The following is an 18,655-nucleotide window of genomic DNA, read 5'->3' on the forward strand; positions in this document are numbered from 1 at the left end:
GGGCGATTCCAACGCCCTTCAATTCCGTTCAAATATGAACAGTTTTCGACAACATTCAATGGTCCAGATGGGGGTTCCATGACGCATTCGAGACGACATGCGCCGTGATTTTTATTGATTGACGAGTCAATTAAAAATACTTTGGCCACTGGAGGATCCCGCATGCCCAAAGTCGGAATGGAGCCGCTGCGCCGCAAGGCGCTGATCGACGCGACGATCTCGGCGATCGGCGAGCGCGGCAACCTGGACGTGACCATGTCGGAGATCGCCGGACGCGCCGGCGTCTCCTCCGCGCTTGCCCATCACTATTTCGGCGCCAAGGACGAACTGCTTGCCGCGACCATGCGGCACCTTCTGTCCGAACTGCTGATCGACACGACCGCCGCACTTCGACAGGCAGAGACGGCGCGCGCCCGCGTCTCCGCCGTCATCGCGGTCAACTTCTCCGACAAGCAGTTCCGGTCGGAGACGATCGCCGCCTGGCTTGCCTTCTATGTCGAGGCGCAGAAATCGCCGGCGCTGCGCCGGCTGCTGCGTGTCTACGCCCATCGCCTGCATTCGAATCTGATGAGTGGCCTGACCCAGCTCCTGCAACGCCATGAGGCTGAGCGCGTCGCCGAGGCGACAGCGGCGCTGATCGACGGTCTCTACATTCGCCGGGCGTTGCGGGAGGGAATTCCCAATGCCGCCTCGGCCATTGCACTGGTCGAGGACTACCTCGAAACCAAGCTCTCGCAGGCGGGCAACGCATGAAGACCAGGCAGCCCAACATCCTCATCGTCATGGTCGACCAGTTGGCCGGGACGTTCTTCCCCGACGGTCCAGCCGACTTCCTGCACACCCCGCAGCTCAAGGCGCTCGCTGCGCGCTCGGCACGTTTCCGCAACAACTACACCGCCTCGCCGCTCTGCGCGCCGGGCCGCGCCGCCTTCATGTCCGGGCAGTTGCCATCGCGCACCGGCGTCTATGACAACGCCGCCGAATTCACCTCGTCGGTCCCGACCTTTGCGCATCACCTGCGCGGTGCCGGCTACCACACCGTGCTGTCGGGCAAGATGCATTTCGTCGGCCCGGACCAGATGCACGGTTTCGAGGAGCGGCTGACGACCGACATCTATCCGGCCGATTTCGGCTGGACGCCGGACTATCGCAAGCCGGGCGAACGCATCGACTGGTGGTACCACAATCTCGGCTCGGTCACCGGTGCTGGCACTGCCGAAATTTCCAACCAGATGGAGTATGACGACGAGGTCGCTTTCCTGGCTGCCCAGAAGCTCTACGATTTCGCCCGCGTCTCCGATCAGGCCGAGCGCCGTCCCTGGTGCCTCACCGTCTCCTTCACCCATCCACACGACCCCTATGTCGCGCGCCGCCAGTATTGGGACCTCTATGAGGGCTGCCCCGCCCTCGACCCCGAGGTCGGCTTCATCCCCGAGGACCAGCAGGACCCGCATTCGCAGCGCCTCTACCTCGCCAGCGACTATGCCAGCTTCGACATCACTCCGGAGCAGGTGCGCCGCTCGCGTCGCGGCTATTTCGCCAACATCTCCTATGTCGACGACAAGGTTGGCGAGCTGCTGTCGGTGCTCGAGCGCACGCGCATGCTCGACGACACGGTCATCCTGTTCTGCTCCGACCACGGCGACATGCTCGGAGAGCGCGGCCTGTGGTTCAAGATGTGCTTCTACGAAGGCTCGGCGCGTGTCCCCCTGATGGTCGCGGGCAAGGGCCTGCCGGCGGGCCTGATCGCCGAACCGACCTCCAATCTCGACGTGCTGCCGACGCTGTGCGACCTCGCCGGCATCGACCTCTCCGCTGTCGCGCCCTGGACCGACGGGCAGTCTTTGCTGCCATTGGCGCGCGGCGAACAGCGCAACGCGCCGGTGCTCATGGAATACGCCGCCGAAGGCTCCTATGCGCCGCTGGTCGCCATCCGCGACGGCCGCTTCAAGTTCGTCCACTGCGAGATCGACCCGCCGCAGCTGTTTGATCTGGAATCGGATGCCGGCGAACTGCGCAACCTCGCAGTTGACCCCGCTTATGCCGATCTGGTCACCGACTTCATGGCAAAAGTCCGAGCCCGCTGGGACATGGCGGGCTTCGACGCCGCCGTGCGCGAGAGCCAGGCGCGGCGCTGGGTGATCTACCCCGCGCTGCGCAACGGCGCCTACTACCCATGGGATTTCCAGCCGCTGCAGAAAGCGTCGGAGCGCTACATGCGCAATCACATGGACCTCAACGTGCTCGAAGAGAGCAAGCGTTTCCCGAGGGGTGAATGATGAGCACCGAAGTTCCAGGTCTCGACCGGCTGCGAGAAGCCTATGCCGAGACGTCGCAGGCGACGCAGTTGACGCCGCTGCTCGAATCCGCCGTCCTGGCCCGTGAGACTGGTGCTGCGCGTGTCTTCGTCAAGGCGGAGTCGCTGCAATGGTCCGGTTCGTTCAAGGCGCGCGGCGCCTATTGGCGGCTGAAGCAGCTTTCGCCTGAAGAAGCCAGACGCGGCGTTGTCGCCTTCTCCTCCGGCAATTTCGCCCAGGGCCTTGCCGCGGCCGGCCAGTCGCTCGGCATTCCCGTCACCATCGTCATGCCCATCGACGCTCCCGCCGCCAAACGCGAGGCGACCAAGGCCTATGGCGCGCGCGTGGTCCTGACCGACCATGGCAACCGCGCCCGCGAAGAGGTCGCTGCCGCCAGGGCACGCGAAATCTCCGAGACGGAAGGGCTCGTCCTGCTTCACCCGTTCGACGATCCCGAGATCGTCGCCGGCCAGGCCGGCGCCGGCCTCGAAGCGCTCGACCAACTGGCAGCAAGGGGTGTGGTCGCCGACATCGTGCTCTGCCCCGTCGGCGGCGGCGGGCTGATCGGCGGCGTGGCTTTGGCCTTCCATCACCTTTCACCGTCGACCGAAGTGTTCGCCGTGGAGCCCGAGGGCTTCAACGGGCTGGGCGCATCGCTCGCCAATGGCGCGCTTTCCGCCGTGCCGCTGGCGGAGAAATCGATCTGCGACGGCCTGATGGCGCGCCGGCCGGGCGAAGCGCCCTTTGCCGCCATCACGACCACCAATGTTCGCGCGCTAACCGTCGACGATGCCTCTGTCCGCCGCGCGATGACCACGGCCTTCGAGCGGTTGAAACTCGTGCTCGAGCCGTCGGGCGCCTCGTCGCTGGCGGCACTTCTGGGAGGAAAGGTCGACGTGGCCGGCAAGACCGTGCTCGTCGTCGCAACCGGCGGCAACGTCTCGCTCGCCGATTTTTTGGTTCATGTGAACAATGCTTGAAGCAGATTACGTAATCGTCGGCTCCGGCTCGGCCGGCTCGGCCATGGCCTATCGCCTGTCGGAAGACGGCAAGCACTCCGTCATCGTCATCGAATATGGCGGCACCGATTTCGGCCCGCTGATCCAGATGCCGTCGGCACTGTCGATCCCGCTCAATATGAGCCGCTACGACTGGGGCTTTGCCAGCGAGCCCGAGCCGCATCTCGGCGGCCGCGTTCTCGCCACCCCACGCGGAAAGGTTCTCGGCGGCTCGTCCTCGATCAACGGCATGGTCTATGTCCGCGGCCATGCCCACGACTTCGATCACTGGGCAGAACAGGGCGCCACCGGCTGGGGGTATGCCGACGTGCTGCCCTACTTCAAGCGCATGGAGCATTCGAATGGCGGCGAGGAAGGCTGGCGCGGCACCTCGGGTCCGCTCAACGTGCAGCGTGGGCCGCGCAAGAACCCGCTCTACCAGGCCTTCGTCGAGGCCGGCCGCCAGGCCGGTTTCGAGCTGACCGAAGACTATAATGGCGCCAAGCAGGAAGGCTTTGGCGCGATGGAGCAGACCATCCATGGCGGGCGCCGCTGGTCGGTCGCCAATGCCTATCTCAGGCCGGCGCTGAAACGCGGAAATGTCCGTATCGTCAATGGCTTCGCCCGGCGCGTGGTGATCGAGAACCAACGTGCCACCGGCGTCGAGATCGAGACGCGCAGGAAGATTCAGGTCGTTAAGGCACGACGTGAGGTGATCGTCGCCGCCTCCTCCATCAACTCGCCGAAACTGCTGATGCTGTCGGGCATCGGACCGGCCGAGCATCTCAAGAAGCACGGCATAGCAGTTGTCGCCGACAGGCGCGGCGTCGGCCAGAATCTCCAGGACCACATGGAGCTCTACATCCAGCAGGAGGCGACCCAGCCGATTACCCTGCACTCGGTCTTCAACCCGTTCTCCAAGGCGCTGATCGGCGCGGAGTGGCTGCTGTTCAAGACCGGCCTCGGCGCCACCAACCATTTCGAAGCCGCAGCCTTTGTGCGCTCGAAATCAGGCGTCGACTACCCAGACATCCAGTTCCACTTCCTGCCGGCGGCCGTACGTTATGACGGCAAGGCGGCGGCCAAGTCGCATGGCTTCCAGGCCCATGTCGGGCCGATGCGGTCGAAGTCGCGCGGCGCGATCACGCTTCGCTCAAACGACCCGCGGGACAAGCCGGAGATCCGCTTCAACTACATGTCGCATCCCGACGACTGGGAAGACTTCCGCCACTGCATCCGCCTCACCCGCGAGATCTTCGGCCAGGCCGCCTTCGACCCGTTCCGCGGCAAGGAGATATCGCCCGGCAGCCATGTGCAGTCGGACGAGCAACTCGACGCCTTCATCCGCGAGCATTCTGAAAGCGCCTACCACCCTTGTGGCACCTGCCGCATGGGCCGCGCCGACGACCCGACCAGCGTCGTCGATCCCGAGTGCCGGGTGATCGGCGTGGACAGCCTGCGCGTTGCCGACTCCTCGATCTTCCCGCGCGTCACCAATGGCAACCTCAACAGCCCGTCGATCATGACTGGCGAAAAGGCGTCCGACCACATATTGGGGCGGACACCGCTCGCCCCGTCGAACCAGGAGCCGTGGATCAATCCGCGCTGGCAGGTCTCCGACAGATAAAGCATCATCCGGCCTACCCACCGGACCATCGAATAGACAACTGGAGCAAACGCATGCGCGCCCAGCCCAAAGCCTCGCATTATGTCAACGGCCGCTACATCGACGACGAGCGTGGAGCATCGATCCCGGTCATCTATCCGGCAACCGGCGAGATCATTGCCGAGCTCAGGTCGGCAACACCCAACATCGTCGAGCTGGCGATCGAGGCCGCGCGCGAGGCGCAGCCGGCCTGGGCACGGCTGAAGCCCATCGAGCGGGGTCGGATCCTGCGCCGTGCCGCCGACATATTGCGCGCCCGCAATGAGGAGCTGTCGCGCATCGAGACGCTCGACACCGGCAAGGCGATCCAGGAAACGCTGGTGGCCGACGCCGCCTCCGCCGCCGACTGTCTCGAATATTTCGCCGGTGCGGTCGCTGCCTTCAACGGCGACTATGTCGATCTCGGCGGCCCCTTCGCCTACACCAGGCGCGAGGCGCTCGGCGTCTGCGTCGGCATCGGCGCCTGGAACTACCCGATCCAGATCGCCGGCTGGAAGTCGGCACCCGCGCTCGCCATGGGCAATGCCATGGTGTTCAAGCCGTCTGAGAACACGCCCCTGTCCGCTCTTGCGCTGGCCGAAATCTACACCGAAGCCGGCCTGCCTGACGGGCTGTTCAATGTCGTCCAGGGTTACGGTGATGTCGGCGCGGCACTCGCCGCCCATCCGGTCGTCGACAAGATTTCGCTCACCGGCTCGGTGCCGACGGGCAAGAAGGTGTTGTCGCTCGCCGGCTCGCATATGAAACACGCGACGATGGAGCTCGGCGGCAAGTCGCCGATCATCGTCTTCGACGACGCCGATCTCGAAAACGCCGTCGGCGGCGCGATGCTCGGCAATTTCTACTCGACCGGCCAGGTCTGCTCCAACGGCACCCGCGTCTTTGTCCAGAAAGGCCTGCACGACCGTTTCGTCGAACGGCTGGTCGAGCGCACCAAGTCGATCCGTATCGGCGACCCGCTCGACCCCGAGACGCAGATGGGCCCGCTGGTCAGCAAGGCCCAGCACGACAAGGTTCTCGATTACATCGGCGTCGGCAAAGGCGAAGGTGCCGAGTTGCGTTGTGGTGGTGGGGTGCCCTCACTGCAGGGCTTCGAAGGCGGCTTCTTCGTCGAGCCGACCGTGTTCACCGGTGTGAAGGACACCATGCGCATCGCCCGCGAGGAGATATTCGGCCCGGTCATGAGCGTGCTGTCCTTCGACAGCGAGGACGAGGTCATCGCCCGCGCCAACGACACCGAATTCGGCCTCGCCGCCGGCGTCTTCACCAAGGACATTGCGCGCGGCCATCGCATCATCGGCGAACTCAAGGCCGGGACGTGCTGGATCAACGCCTACAATCTGACGCCGGTCGAAATCCCCTTCGGCGGCGCCAAGCAATCGGGCATCGGCCGCGAGAACTCGCTCGCCGCCCTGTCGCACTATTCGCAGCTCAAGACGGTCTATGTCGAAACGGGCGACGTCGCGAGCCCGTACTGAAGCTTGGCCTGGTTGCCGGGCTGGCTTGGTGTGCCGCTGAGCTGAAAATTGGGGATGCTTGGAGGTGTCGGCGCGGCCCCTCCTCCACCCTTCGGGCGCCTTCTCCCCGTGAACGGGGAGAAGGAAGAAGCGGCAGCGTCGCGGCCAGCCCTCTTCTCCCCGTTTACGGGGAGATCCCGGCAGGGGGATGAGGGGCAGCGGACCAAGGGCCAGCAACAACTGCGGCGCTCAAGCCGCCTCGCATCGCCTGAATAGCAAAAGCCGGTCAATTGGCCGGCTTTTTTGTTGGTTCGAAGTCAGTGCGCGACGTCCTCGGTCTTGTCGAGATACTGCGTCAGCGCCGTCACCAGATGGTAGAAGATGCTGGCCGGCACTTCCTTGGCCAAGGAGCGGCCGCGCTCGTCGATCTGGTCGATCCACAGGCCCTGCGGTGCGGGGTCGATGTGCCAGCGGAACAGGCGGCCGACACGTGCTTCGATCTCGGGCTTGAGATCGGGGCCGCCGGTGCCGTCGAGCGCCACGGCCGCCTTGATCGCCTCGGTCTGCGGCCAGCTGCGCGAGATGCTGTCGAGCGGCAGGCCCTGCCGCGACACCGCGCCATAGGCCAGCCCCGTCGCACGGTTGAGGCCGTTGGCGACCGCCGAGGCATAGAGCTTGCGGCCGAAGGCGACGAGATCCTTCTGGCCGCTCTTGTCGGCAAAATCGACAAGCAGCGAGGCCCATTCGAAATGATGGCCGGGTTCGGTCCACTGGCCCTTTTCGCCAGGTGCCGGATGCCAGTCGCGGTCGAAGAACTCGCCCAGCGTCCAGCTGTCGACCTCGAAGAAGTGGCTGCGGAACAGATCGATGATGCGCGCGGCGCGCCTGAGATAGGCGCGGTCGCCCGTCACCGCGTGCCAGGCGAGAAACGCCTCCAGCAGATGCATGTGCGGGTTGGAGCGGCGCACGCCCTCGCCATCAGGGCTTTCCATGAAGCCGGTCATGCGCTCGTCCTCGAGGTGTTTGTCGAGGAAGGCGAATGTTTCGGTGGCCAGCGCCAGCGCCTCGGCATTGCCCGAGCGATGCGCATGGGCCAGCGCCAGGAGCACGCAGGCGTGATCATAGGCGTCCTCGACCGGATCGAGCACGCTGCCGTCAGGGTTCAGCGTCCGCACCCAGCCACCGCGTTCGGTGCGGCCTTTGTCGGCCATGAAGCGGATGCCGTGGTCGATCAGTTGGTCGGCCCTGCCATCCCAGCCGCGCTGCTTGGCCACCGCAAAGGCATAGACCTGTCGCGCCATGGTGCGCATGCGCTTGGGCTTGGCAAATGGCCTGGCGTCGAAGCCCAGTGCCTCGTAGAAGCCACCGAACTGCTCGTCGACACCCGATGTCGACCACAGCGGCAGCGTCTCGTCCATCAGCCAATGCTGCACCCGCCGACGCCAGGCGCCGTTGGCGATGACACGGCCATGCGCCGGCGTGAACTTGGTCTCCAGCCGGCCGCTCTTTTCGAGCTGCTCGACGATCTTCTTGACGTTCTGGCTGTGGCTGACCGGGGCGACGAAGGTCGCGTCCGAAGTCGAGACGATGGCGACGTCCTTCAGGCCGATGGCCGAAAGCAGGCGGCCTTCGCCGCGCAGATAGGAATTCTCGCAGTCGATGGCGACGACATCGCCGACGATGACGTTGCCGTCCTTGTCGGAGGGGCTGACGTCGAGCAGCGACTGCCACGACCCGAGATCGTTCCAGCGGAAACTTGCCGGCACCATGGCGATGCCGTCGACACGCTCCATGATGGCGTAGTCGATCGAGTTGGACGGGATGTCCTGGTAGAGATCCAGCGGCATGTAGACGCCGGAGAGGTCGCTGGTCTGGGCCTGAAAGGCTGCTTCGGCCTTCTGCCAGATGTCAGGCTGGTGCTTGAGGAAGGCGGCGCGCATGGCGCTGGCCTTGAACAGGAAGATGCCGGCATTCCAGAAGAAGTTGCCGGCTGCGAGATAACCTTCGGCCGTCTTGAGGTCGGGCTTTTCGACAAAGCGGGTGACGTCGGAAACGCCGCCGCCTTCGGCACCGGCCTCGATGTAGCCGTAACCCGTCTCGGGTGCGGTCGGGCGGATACCGAACACCACCATCCGGCCGGCCACGGCTGCCGGCACCCCGTTTTCGACGGTTTCCCAGAACTGGCGCTGCGTCGAGATTTCGTGGTCCGAAGGCACCACCAGCACGGTGCCGTCGCCATAGGCCTTGATCGTCTGCAGCGCGGCAATCGCCACGGCCGCAGCTGTGTTGCGGCCCGTCGGCTCGAAGATCGCGCCGCCGCCGGCAAGATCGATCGCTGCGAGATCGGCGCGCACCCGTTCGGCATGGCGCTCGGACGCGATCAGATAGATCGGCGTTTCGCCTTCGTCGCGCGCGGCAAGCCGCTTCAGCGTCTTGACCAGCATCGAGCCGTCGCCCGACAGATCATGGAACTGTTTGGGGTTGTCCTCGCGCGACAGCGGCCAGAGCCGGGAGCCGACGCCGCCGCTCATGACAAAACTGACGATCCTCTCGGCCATGCCCGCTCCCCCTCAGAAGGTCTGGTTGTAGGCGCCGACGGACGGATTGCGCCGCAGCACCGCGTCAACCGCCTCGAACATCTCGCGCCGGCGCTCCGACGAAACCGGGCTTTCCACCACCACGACAAGTTCCGGCTTGTTGGAGGAGGCGCGAACCAGCCCCCAGGTGCCGTCCTCGGCAACGACACGCACGCCGTTGACGGTGACGAGATCGACGATCTTCTGTCCGGCGAAGATATCGCCATTGCGCTTCATCGCCTCGAAATCGGCGACGACCTTGTCGACGACGCCATATTTCAGCTCGTCGTCGCAATGCGGCGACATTGTCGGCGTGCCATAGGTCAGCGGCAGGTCGCGATAGAGATCGGCCATCGACTTGCCGGGGCTGCGGTCGAGCATCTGGCAGACCGCGATCGCGGTGACGATGCCGTCGTCATAACCGCGGCCGATCGGCGGGTTGAAGAAGAAATGGCCCGACTTCTCGAAGCCGGCGATGGCGCCCAGTTCGGCGACGCGGCGCTTGAGATAGGAGTGGCCCGTCTTCCAGTAGTCGGTCTTGGCGCCATTGGCGGCCAGCACGGTGTCGGTGTTGAACAGGCCGGTGGATTTCACGTCGACGACGAAGGTCGCGTTCGGATGGAGCGCCGAGATGTCACGCGCGAGCATGACGCCGACTTTGTCCGCAAAGATCTCGTTGCCCTCATTGTCGACCACGCCGCAGCGGTCGCCGTCGCCGTCGAAGCCGAGCCCGACATCGGCGCCTGTTTCCAGCACCTTGTCCCTGATCGCATGCAGCATCTGCATGTCCTCGGGGTTGGGGTTGTAGCGTGGGAACGAATGGTCGAGCTCGATATCGAGCGGGATGACCTCGCAGCCGATGCGCTCGAGCGCTTCCGGCGCAAACGCCCCTGCCGTGCCGTTGCCGCAGGCGGCGACGACGCGCAGCTTGCGGGTGATGCGTTTGCCGGCCACCAGGTCGTCGATATAGGTCTTGCGGAAATCGGCAACGAATTCGTAGGAGCCGCCGCCGGTCAGGTCGAAGTCGCCATTGAGCACGATTTCCCTGAGCGCCGACATTTCGTCCGGTCCAAAGGTCAGCGGCCGCTGCGCTCCCATCTTCACGCCGGTCCAGCCGTTCTCGTTGTGCGAGGCGGTGACCATGGCCACCGACGGCGTGTCGAGTGCGAACTGGGCAAAATAGGCCATCGGCGAAAGCGCCAGGCCGATGTCCTTGACCCGGGCGCCCGCCGCCTGAAGACCTGACACCAGCGCCAGCTTGATCGACATCGAGTAAGAGCGGAAATCGTGGCCGACGACGATGTCGGGTCCGGCGCCGAGACGCCGGATCAACGTGCCGATGCCCATGCCCAGCGCCTGGACGCCGATCAGATTGAGTTCCGGCTCCTTGGACGAGCTCGGATGGCCGAACCACCAGCGCGCATCGTATTCGCGAAAGCCGGTCGGCTTGACCAGTGCGAGCGTCTCGAATTCGAACGTATTGGGAGATGCTTGGGCGACTGGCTTGAAATTCACGACTGCACTCCGGCGCGATGCTGCGCATAGATTCTGTTCGGCATCGAATACCGCAAGATCGGGGCACTGTCCCCTCCCGCCACGGCAGCAAAAAGGCTTAAAAGCACAACAAGATTACTCACTTGCGAAAAATTGCGCCAGTCGAACCTTTGGCGCTTGCAGGAAGCAAAAGCGGCAGCTATAAGCCCGCCCACTGGTCACGGAGTGTAGCGCAGCCTGGTAGCGCACATCGTTCGGGACGATGGGGTCGCAGGTTCGAATCCTGCCACTCCGACCAGAAAAATCCTGTACAGCCCGAAGACATAGGTAACAGTTTGTACCTAAGACATGGGTGACAACCTCGTGCCGAACGGGTTGTCGATGGTCTGCAGGGTCCTCTGTTCGAGGTCGATATAGCCAAGATCATAGTGCATGAAGGAGACGAGCCAAATGGCGTCGTCGACTTCAGTGATTCCGAGCCTCTGGCCGGCGAGCACGGTCGAGATATTGATCTTCTTGCGGTGCATGCAGATGCGGCCACAGGCGGTGACGAGGATGTCGCGGTCATGGAAGGGGTAATGCAGGTCTGGCAGCCCCTCATAGGCTCTTGAAGAGGGCTTATAGAGTTCGTCCGGCACCTTCATGCCGATCGCTTGGTGCGGTCGTTCGGCATTGAATTCGCTGACGAATGCATCGAACCTGGCCTGCTGCTGTAGAATGTTCATGCCCGGCGGCCGGGTCGTCTCCTGCTTGAGGGTCCGGTGCATACGCTCATGCCTGCCGTTCTGCTGCGGGTTGCCGGGTTTGATGCGCTCGATGTCGATGCCCAGCCGCAGCCAGAAGACCGAGAGCCTGGACAGATTGTAGAGCCCATTGGGAGAGGCGAAGGGCAGCCCGTTGTCGCTTCTGATCGCCGCCGGCAGCCGCGCTGTTTGAACAACCTCACGAAGGCTTCGACGACGGGCACCTCCCGCGTTGATTCGAGGGCTTCGCACAGAAGGATCATGCGCGAGGCCTGGTCAGTCACCGTCAAAGGGTAACAGTACTGGCGATTGCCGAGCCTGAACTCGCCCTTGAAATCGACACACCACAGATCGTTGGGGCAGCATGCCGCCGACAGCGGCGTGCCCTCGGCCTTGCAGCGCCGCCTCTGACGGGCGCGCGTGATAAGGCCGTGGCGGTCGAGCACGGCATGGACCGTGCTCGTCGACGGCAGCCGAACGTCGCCGGCCAGCTTGCGCACCAGAAGCTCACGGATCTTCCTGGCGCCCCAGTGCGGCTTGTCCTTCTTGGCCTTCACAATCGCCTGCTCGATCTGACAGGGCAGTTGGTTGGCATAGCGGACCGGCCGCCGTGACCGGTCGGTCAGCGCCTCCAGGCCGTCGTCCTTGTAGCGGTTGAGGATCTTGTAGCCGGTCTTGCGGGAAATCCCGAACTCTCGGCACACATCACTCATGCCCTCGCCATCCAGAAGCCGCGCAACAAAACGAAGACGTTCCTCCATCACCGAACTCTCCTTCCACGGCATCAACACCTCCGGCCAAAAGCCAAAAGTGTTACCCATGTGTCCGGTACGAAACGTCACCTATGTCTCGGGTCGCTCATCCCGAAATCCCAATTCTTTAGACTGAAGCCGCAAAGCGCCACGCCTTTCGCGCTGCGACCGGCCAGGATCAACCTGCGTCCCGAACCGAAAGACGGCGTGAACAACCCGCTTTCCGGGCCACCAGCTTCGCCACAACGATTGCCACACCCGATCTCATCAATCGACGGTTGTATTCTTCTTGCTGTCGCTTGGCGAAAACTTCCTGCGACCACGGCATTCTAACAAAAACCATCTGACCTCATACAAAACGAGACCATTTTAGTCGGATTTTACTGTCGAGATTCAGATTCTCTTGGCCGTTCGCCACAACCTGCAAGCACATTAGCAAATCGATAATCTTCTGGGACCACTCTGGTACTAATCTAGTTCATCTCTGGTAGCGAGGCGGATGATCTTGGCAGTGGCCAAACAGGTGGCATATGAGTGAGAATAAATACTTTGCATACAAACAATATTTCCGCAGGATGGCGTCGCTTGCGACGACCAGAAATCCAGGGGGCTGGCGTGTGCTCAGACACCGCCGCAAGCTGGGCGCAGACGCATCCAAGTCCTTTACCGAGCGGATCCAGCACTTGGAAAGATGGGCAAGGACACTGATCCGCATAAGGCCCCCCGATAGTAGCGGGTTCCTGCAGTCCCGATCCGGCACATCAGCAATCGAATTTGCAATTGTCGCACCGGTCTTCATCCTGCTTGTGTTTGGAATGATCGCTTATGGAATTTACTTCGGCGCCCTGCATTCCGTCCAGCAGATGGCGGCCGACGCAGCCCGCACCGCCATCGGCGGGCTCAACGAAGCCGAGCGCAAGACGCTCGCACAGCGATACATCGATCTCAACGGCGACGGCTACGTCCTCATCGACAAGACAAAACTGACAGTAGACGCCAAGGACAGCGCCAATGACAGCGAACAGTTCGTCGTCTCCTTGAGCTACGACGCCCGCCAGCTTCCGATCTGGAATCTGCTGACAATGCTGCCAATGCCGGAGCAGACCATCAAACGCAGTTCGACAATTCGGGTGGGGGGCATCTGAATGTTTACGGCAATCCTGAACAGACTGTCCGAGTTCCGGCGCGCGCGAAAAGGCAACATGGCGACCATGTTCGCGCTGTCGCTGCCGATCGGCCTTGCCACGGCTGCACTGGCAGTCGACGAAGGCTCGCTTTATGTCGAGCGCCGCGAAGCCCAGTCGATTACCGATCTTGCGGCAATCTATGCCGCCGGCAACATCGCCAAGGCCGATGCCGCGGTGCTGAAGGTATTCAACAACAATCAGCAGAACAACGTCGTCTTGGTTGACGGCTCCACCCCTCAAACACTCACAGTAGGCTACAAGCGCGTGCTCGTCGAAAAGGGGCGCTATGCCGCCGACCCCACTGTCGCAGTCGACGCGCGCTTCGTCGTCGGTGCAACGCCGCCAAACGCCGTGCGCGTCACCTATTCCAAGGACGGCACGACCTTTTTCGCCAATGCGCTGATCGGTGAGCGCAAGATTGTCACCACAGCGGTCGCGACCGCGCCGGCGGAAGCCGCCTTCTCCGTGGGCTCCAGGCTTGCCAGCCTCAATGGCGGCCTGCTCAACAGCCTTCTTGGCGGCCTGCTGGGTACGACGCTTTCGCTCAATGTGATGGACTACAACGCGCTTCTGGGGGCCGACGTCAACGCGCTGCAGTTCATCGATGCGCTGAAGACCGGATTGAACCTGACGGCGGGTACCTACAATGAGGTGCTGCAGGCTGAGGCGAGCGTCGGGCAGATACTGTCGGCTCTGGCAACGGTCAACAAGGACAGGGACGCCGACATCGCCTTGAACAAGCTTCTGGGCTCTCACATCCCCGGTTCGCTCAAGGTACCGCTCAAGAACTACATCGACCTCGGCGCGATCGGCAAACTGTCGACGGGTCGTGGCGCCGCCGGGCTGGACGCCGATGTCGGCATCATGGAACTGGTCAGCGCTGCAGCCGCCATCGCCAACGGCAAGAACCAGGTCGCCGTCGACCTTGGCGCCGGCGTGCCGGGTCTGCTCGGCGTCAAGCTGAACGTCGCCATCGGCGAACCACCGCAAGGATACAGCTGGTTTGCGGTCGGCGAGCCGGGCAAGATCGTGCGTACGGCGCAGACGAGGCTGCAACTCGTCGTCACCGTTGGCGGCACCGGGGGATTGGTCGACAGCGTGCTGGGCGGGTCGGTGCGCGTGCCGCTCTATGTCGAGCTGGCCTATGCCGAGGCCCAGTTGAAAAGCGTTTCCTGTCCCACCGGCAAGCCGGCAAGCGCGATCGTCACGGTCGACGCCCAGCCCGGCGTCGCCGAGATCTGGCTCGGCGACATCAACCCGGAGGAACTCAGGGTCTTCACCAAGAGGCCCGTGGTGCAGCCCGCGCAGCTGGTCAAGCTCAACCCGGTCGGCCTCAACGTGCTGACCGTCGACGTCAAGGGTGCCGCGAATGTGCGGATCGGCAACATGACGCCGCAGGCCCTTACGTTCAACAAGAGCGACATCGACGCACGCCGGGTCAAGTCGGTGTCGACACGCAACCTGACGCAGTCGCTGACCGCCTCGCTGTTGAGCGGGCTGACGCTGGATGTCGATCTCAAGGTGCTGGGCCTTGGCCTCGGCCTGTTCGTGCCGACAGACGCCGCGGTCAAGACCGCCATCATAGGCCTGCTGTCAGGCGTGACCGCCCCCATCGACGGGCTGCTTTACAACGTCCTGACGCTGGTCGGCGTAAAGGTCGGCGAAGCCGATGTGCGGGTTCACGGCGTCAACTGCGGCCGCTCCGTTCTGGTGCTCTGAACGCGAACAGGCCCGGAGACTGACGTCTCCGGGCCTGTTGCTGTTTTTCACCAGGCTGTGGCCTGCCAAAGCCGTCAGGCTGCCAAACCGTCAGGCCGATTGGCGGAACTTCGTCTCGTCGATCGCCGCCGCCATCAGGGTCTTGGTGTAGGCTTCACGCGGCGCCCCGAAGATCTCCTCGGTCGGCCCCTCCTCGACGATCTTTCCCTGCTTCATCACGATGATGTAGTCCGACATGGCGCGCACCACGGCCAGATCGTGACTGATGAACAGGTAGGACAGATCGTGGTCGGCCTGCAGCTTGCGCAAAAGCTCGACGATCTGCTTCTGCACCGATCGGTCGAGCGCCGAGGTCGGCTCATCGAGCACGACGACCTTGGGCTTGAGGATCATCGCCCGCGCAATGGCGATGCGCTGGCGCTGGCCGCCGGAGAACTCGTGCGGATAGCGGTTGCGTGTTTCGGGGGATAGCCCGACTTCACGCAGGGCCTCCACCGCCCTGTTGTCGCGTTCCTTGGACGACAGCGACGGCTCGTGCACCAGAAGGCCTTCGGTGATGATCTGGCCCACCGTCATGCGCGGCGACAAGGAGCCGAACGGATCCTGGAAGACGAGCTGAAGCTCCCGCCGCAGCGGGCGCATGTCGGCACGGTCTGCCTTGGACAGATCCTTGTTGCCGAAGCGGATCGTTCCCTGGCTCGGCAACAGCCGAAGCAGAGCCCGGCCCAGCGTCGACTTGCCCGATCCCGATTCACCGACGATGCCGATCGTCTGGCGCTGCTTGAGCATGATCGAGATGCGGTCGACCGCCCGCAATAGCATCGGCGGGCCGGCAAGGAAGCCGCCGCCGATCTTGAACTCGACCTCGACATTGCGCCCTTCGAGCAGGATCGGCGCATTGGCGGCAGGCGGCGCCTTGCGACCGGTCGGCTCGGCTGCCAGCAGCATCTTGGTGTAGTCGTGCTGCGGATTGGCAAACAGCTCGTCGGCCTTGCCCTCCTCCACCACCTCGCCATAGCGCATGACATAGACACGGTCGGCAAAGCGCCGGACGATGCCGAGGTCATGGGTGATGAAGACGATGGCCATGCCGAGCTTGCGCTGCAGTTCGGCCAGCAGGGTCAGGATCTGCGCCTGGATCGTCACGTCGAGTGCAGTGGTCGGCTCGTCGGCGATCAGGATGTCGGGGTCGTTGGCAAGCGCCATGGCGATCATCACGCGCTGGCGCTGGCCGCCCGACATTTCGTGCGGATAGGATTTCAGGCGCCGCTCGGGGTCGGGAATCTTGACCAGTTCGAGCAGCCTGAGGGCTTCGGCGCGCGCTGCCGCCCCGCTCAAGCCGCGATGCTTGCGGATCGGTTCCATCAGCTGGTTGCCGATGGTGTAGAGCGGATCGAGCGAGGTCATAGGCTCCTGGAAGATCATGCTGATCTTGCGGCCACGGACCTTGTTGAGTTCCGATTTGCCGAGTGTCAGCAGGTTCTTGCCGCGGTAGTCGACAGCGCCTGTGGCCTCGCCATTGGATGCCAGCAGGCTCATCGCCGCCATCATCGTCTGGCTCTTGCCGGAGCCGGATTCACCGACCACGGCAACCGTCTCGCCGGCGTCGACGTGAAGGTGGATGCCCTTCACCGCCTCCACCACGCCGTCGAGCGTGCGGAAGCGGACGCGCAGGTCCTTGACCGATAGGATTGTTTCTCCAGCCATCTCACCTGTCCTTCGGATCGAGAGCGTCACGCAGGCCGTCGCCGATGAAGTTCAGCGCGAACAGCGTCGAGACCAGGAAGAAGGCCGGGAACAACAGCAGCCAGTTGGCGGTACCGATGTTCTTGGCGCCCACGGAGATCAGCACGCCCCAGCTCGTCATCGGCTCCTGCACGCCGAGCCCCAGGAACGACAGGAAGCTCTCCAGGATAATGACCTGCGGCACCAGCAGGGTCATGTAGATGACCACCGGCCCGAGCAGGTTGGGGATGACGTGACGCTGCACGATGCCGCGCGAACGCACGCCGAGCGCTTCGGCCGCCTGGACGTATTCCTGCCGGCGGATCGACAAGGCCTGGCCACGCACGATGCGCGCCATGTCGAGCCACAACACCGCCCCCACGGCCAGGAACATCAGCACGAAGTTTCGCCCGAAGAAGACGACCAGCATGATGACGAAGAAGATGAAGGGAAGCGAATAGAGCACGTCGACGATGCGCATCATCACCTCGTCGGTCTTGCCGCCCATGAAGCCGGCAGTGGCGCCATAGATGACCCCGATGACCACGGCGACGATGCCGGCCAGAAGGCCGATCGCCAGCGAGATGCGGCCCGCCATCAGCGTTCGCGACAGCAGGTCGCGGCCGGTGTTGTCGGTGCCGAACAGGAAGTACTGCTGCTTGATCGAGGCGCTCATCACCGCCGTCAGCCCATCAGCAGAGGTGCTTTCGAGCTTGCCGTCGTCGAAGGTGTCGGAACGGTCGAGATAGCGGATGTTGCGCTCGTCGAGCGGTTTGCTCGACGTCACGGTGATGAACACCCGTTCGCCTTCCTGGCGCCATTCCTTGACGTCGACACGCATGCGCTTGACGGCGTCGTTCATGGCGGTCTCGATCATTTCCGGCTTGGGATAGGCCGAGAGACTTGGCGGCGTCCGGACATAGTCGGCATAGATCGTCGTGTACTGATGCGGCACGAAGAACGGTCCGACGATGCAGACGGTCGCCATGGCGATCAGGTAGAAAAGGCTGAACATCGCAGCCTTGTTGGCCTTGAGGCGTGCCCACGCATCGCCCCAGAGCGATCGCCCGACGACGGGCGCTGAAATGGCTGTATCAGTCATAGCGCACCCGCGGATCGAAGAAGGCATAGAGGATGTCGACGATCAGGTTGAAGGCGATCGTAAACAGCGCAATCACCACCACCGTGCCCATCACCAGCGTGTAGTCGCGGTTGAGTGCCGCATCGACGAAGTAGCGGCCGATTCCGGGAATGGCGAAGATCGTCTCGACGATGATCGAACCGGTGAGCAATGCCGCCGCCGCCGGGCCCGCATAAGACACGATGGGCAGGACAGCGCCACGCAGTGCGTGCTTGACCACCACCGACCAGTCGGACAGGCCAAGCGCACGCGCCGTCCGGATGTGGTTGGAACGCAGCGACTCGATCATCGAACCGCGCATCAGGCGCGCCACGATGGCGATCTGCGGCAGTGACAAAGTCAGGATCGGGCCGATCTTGTTGATCCATGCCCCATCGCCCCAACCGCCGATCGGCAGCAGCTTCCAGGTCAGGCCGAACAGCAGCTGGATCACAGGGGCAATGACGAAGGTCGGGATCGTGCTGCCTGCAGTGGCGAGTGCGATCACCGAATAGTCGCCAAGCTTGTTCTGGTTGAGGGCTGCGACGATACCAAGCACCGTTCCGACGGCAAGCGCCAGGACAAGAGCCGACAGGCCCAGCTGAACCGAGATCGGCAGGCCATTGGCGAACAGCTCGGTGACGGTGAAGTCAGGCAGGTTGTAGCTGGGCCCGAAGTTACCGTGCAGCAGGTTCTTGAGATAGTTGAAGTATTGCAGCCAGATCGGATCATTAAGACCGAATTGGGCCTCAAGATTGGCCTTGATCTCGGGACTGAGTCCGCGCTCCTGATTGAATGGGCCGCCCGGAGCGACGCGGATCAGGAAGAAGGCCAGCGTGACGATGACGAACATCGTCGGAATGGCGGTCAGAAGCCGCCTGAATACATAGAGAAACATAGCTACCACGCCTTCGCAGGTTA

General features: G+C 63.4%; 12 protein-coding genes, 1 tRNA gene and 1 pseudogene. 8 read left to right on the plus strand and 6 right to left on the minus strand.

Translation table 11 applies throughout. The features are described 5' to 3' along the window. Positions 1-162: 162 nt before the first annotated feature. The 5 genes from betI to betB are packed head-to-tail and all read left to right on the plus strand — an operon-like array spanning position 163 to position 6,439. Entirely contained in the window at positions 163-753 is a 591-nt protein-coding gene (gene betI / locus IG197_RS07150) for a transcriptional regulator BetI (protein ID WP_192317934.1), read from the plus strand. Next, positions 750-2,279, plus strand: coding sequence for a choline-sulfatase (gene betC / locus IG197_RS07155; RefSeq protein ID WP_192317936.1), 1,530 nt, complete (start codon positions 750-752; stop codon positions 2,277-2,279). Before betI ends, betC begins: the two co-directional genes overlap by 4 nt. Beyond that, entirely contained in the window at positions 2,279-3,277 is a 999-nt protein-coding gene (locus IG197_RS07160) for a threonine/serine dehydratase (protein ID WP_371746516.1), read from the plus strand. The genes betC and IG197_RS07160 overlap by 1 nt, the downstream gene beginning before the upstream one ends. Continuing rightward, positions 3,270-4,922 (plus strand): choline dehydrogenase, encoded by a 1,653-nt coding sequence (gene betA / locus IG197_RS07165; protein ID WP_192317940.1) that lies wholly within the window; start codon positions 3,270-3,272, stop codon positions 4,920-4,922. Before IG197_RS07160 ends, betA begins: the two co-directional genes overlap by 8 nt. A 53-nt stretch (positions 4,923-4,975) precedes the next feature. Further along, positions 4,976-6,439: a betaine-aldehyde dehydrogenase gene (gene betB, locus IG197_RS07170; protein ID WP_192317942.1), complete on the plus strand. Its 1,464-nt coding sequence runs from the start codon at positions 4,976-4,978 to the stop codon at positions 6,437-6,439. A 296-nt stretch (positions 6,440-6,735) separates the two neighbouring features. Here the strand turns inward: betB and IG197_RS07175 are convergent, their stop codons facing one another. Then, positions 6,736-8,976 (minus strand): mannose-1-phosphate guanylyltransferase/mannose-6-phosphate isomerase, encoded by a 2,241-nt coding sequence (locus IG197_RS07175; protein WP_192317944.1) that lies wholly within the window; start codon positions 8,974-8,976, stop codon positions 6,736-6,738. A 12-nt stretch (positions 8,977-8,988) separates the two neighbouring features. Continuing rightward, positions 8,989-10,509: a phosphomannomutase/phosphoglucomutase gene (locus IG197_RS07180; protein ID WP_192317946.1), complete on the minus strand. Its 1,521-nt coding sequence runs from the start codon at positions 10,507-10,509 to the stop codon at positions 8,989-8,991. Positions 10,510-10,709: 200 nt separating this feature from the next. On the opposite strand from IG197_RS07180, the gene IG197_RS07185 reads away from it, so the two are divergent. After that, a tRNA-Pro gene (locus IG197_RS07185) sits at positions 10,710-10,786 on the plus strand. Between the two features lie 43 nt (positions 10,787-10,829). Here IG197_RS07185 and IG197_RS07190 read toward each other — a convergent pair. Beyond that, positions 10,830-12,016: pseudogene (locus IG197_RS07190) on the minus strand (integrase core domain-containing protein). 497 nt (positions 12,017-12,513) lie between these two features. Here IG197_RS07190 and IG197_RS07195 point away from each other — a divergent pair. Next, a complete protein-coding gene (locus IG197_RS07195; protein WP_371746517.1) occupies positions 12,514-13,128 on the plus strand; it encodes a TadE/TadG family type IV pilus assembly protein in 615 nt (204 codons plus the stop codon). A gap of 57 nt (positions 13,129-13,185) precedes the next feature. Next, on the plus strand, positions 13,186-14,889 hold the full coding sequence (locus tag IG197_RS07200; protein WP_192317948.1) for a pilus assembly protein TadG-related protein: 1,704 nt from the start codon (positions 13,186-13,188) through the stop codon (positions 14,887-14,889). Positions 14,890-14,979: 90 nt separating this feature from the next. Here IG197_RS07200 and IG197_RS07205 read toward each other — a convergent pair whose 3' ends face one another. From IG197_RS07205 to IG197_RS07215, 3 genes are read right to left on the minus strand one after another with little or no spacing between them, the layout of a single operon-like run. After that, a complete protein-coding gene (locus IG197_RS07205; protein WP_067964413.1) occupies positions 14,980-16,596 on the minus strand; it encodes an ABC transporter ATP-binding protein in 1,617 nt (538 codons plus the stop codon). A 1-nt stretch (position 16,597) separates the two neighbouring features. Continuing rightward, on the minus strand, positions 16,598-17,716 hold the full coding sequence (locus tag IG197_RS07210; protein WP_067964415.1) for an ABC transporter permease: 1,119 nt from the start codon (positions 17,714-17,716) through the stop codon (positions 16,598-16,600). After that, the gene (locus IG197_RS07215; protein WP_192317950.1) at positions 17,709-18,632 is read right to left on the minus strand and encodes an ABC transporter permease subunit; all 924 of its coding nucleotides are present in this window, start codon (positions 18,630-18,632) and stop codon (positions 17,709-17,711) included. The genes IG197_RS07210 and IG197_RS07215 overlap by 8 nt, the downstream gene beginning before the upstream one ends. Positions 18,633-18,655: the final 23 nt, after the last annotated feature.

The organism is Aminobacter sp. SR38 (assembly GCF_014843375.1).
Taxonomy (GTDB): Bacteria; Pseudomonadota; Alphaproteobacteria; order Rhizobiales; family Rhizobiaceae; genus Aminobacter; species Aminobacter ciceronei.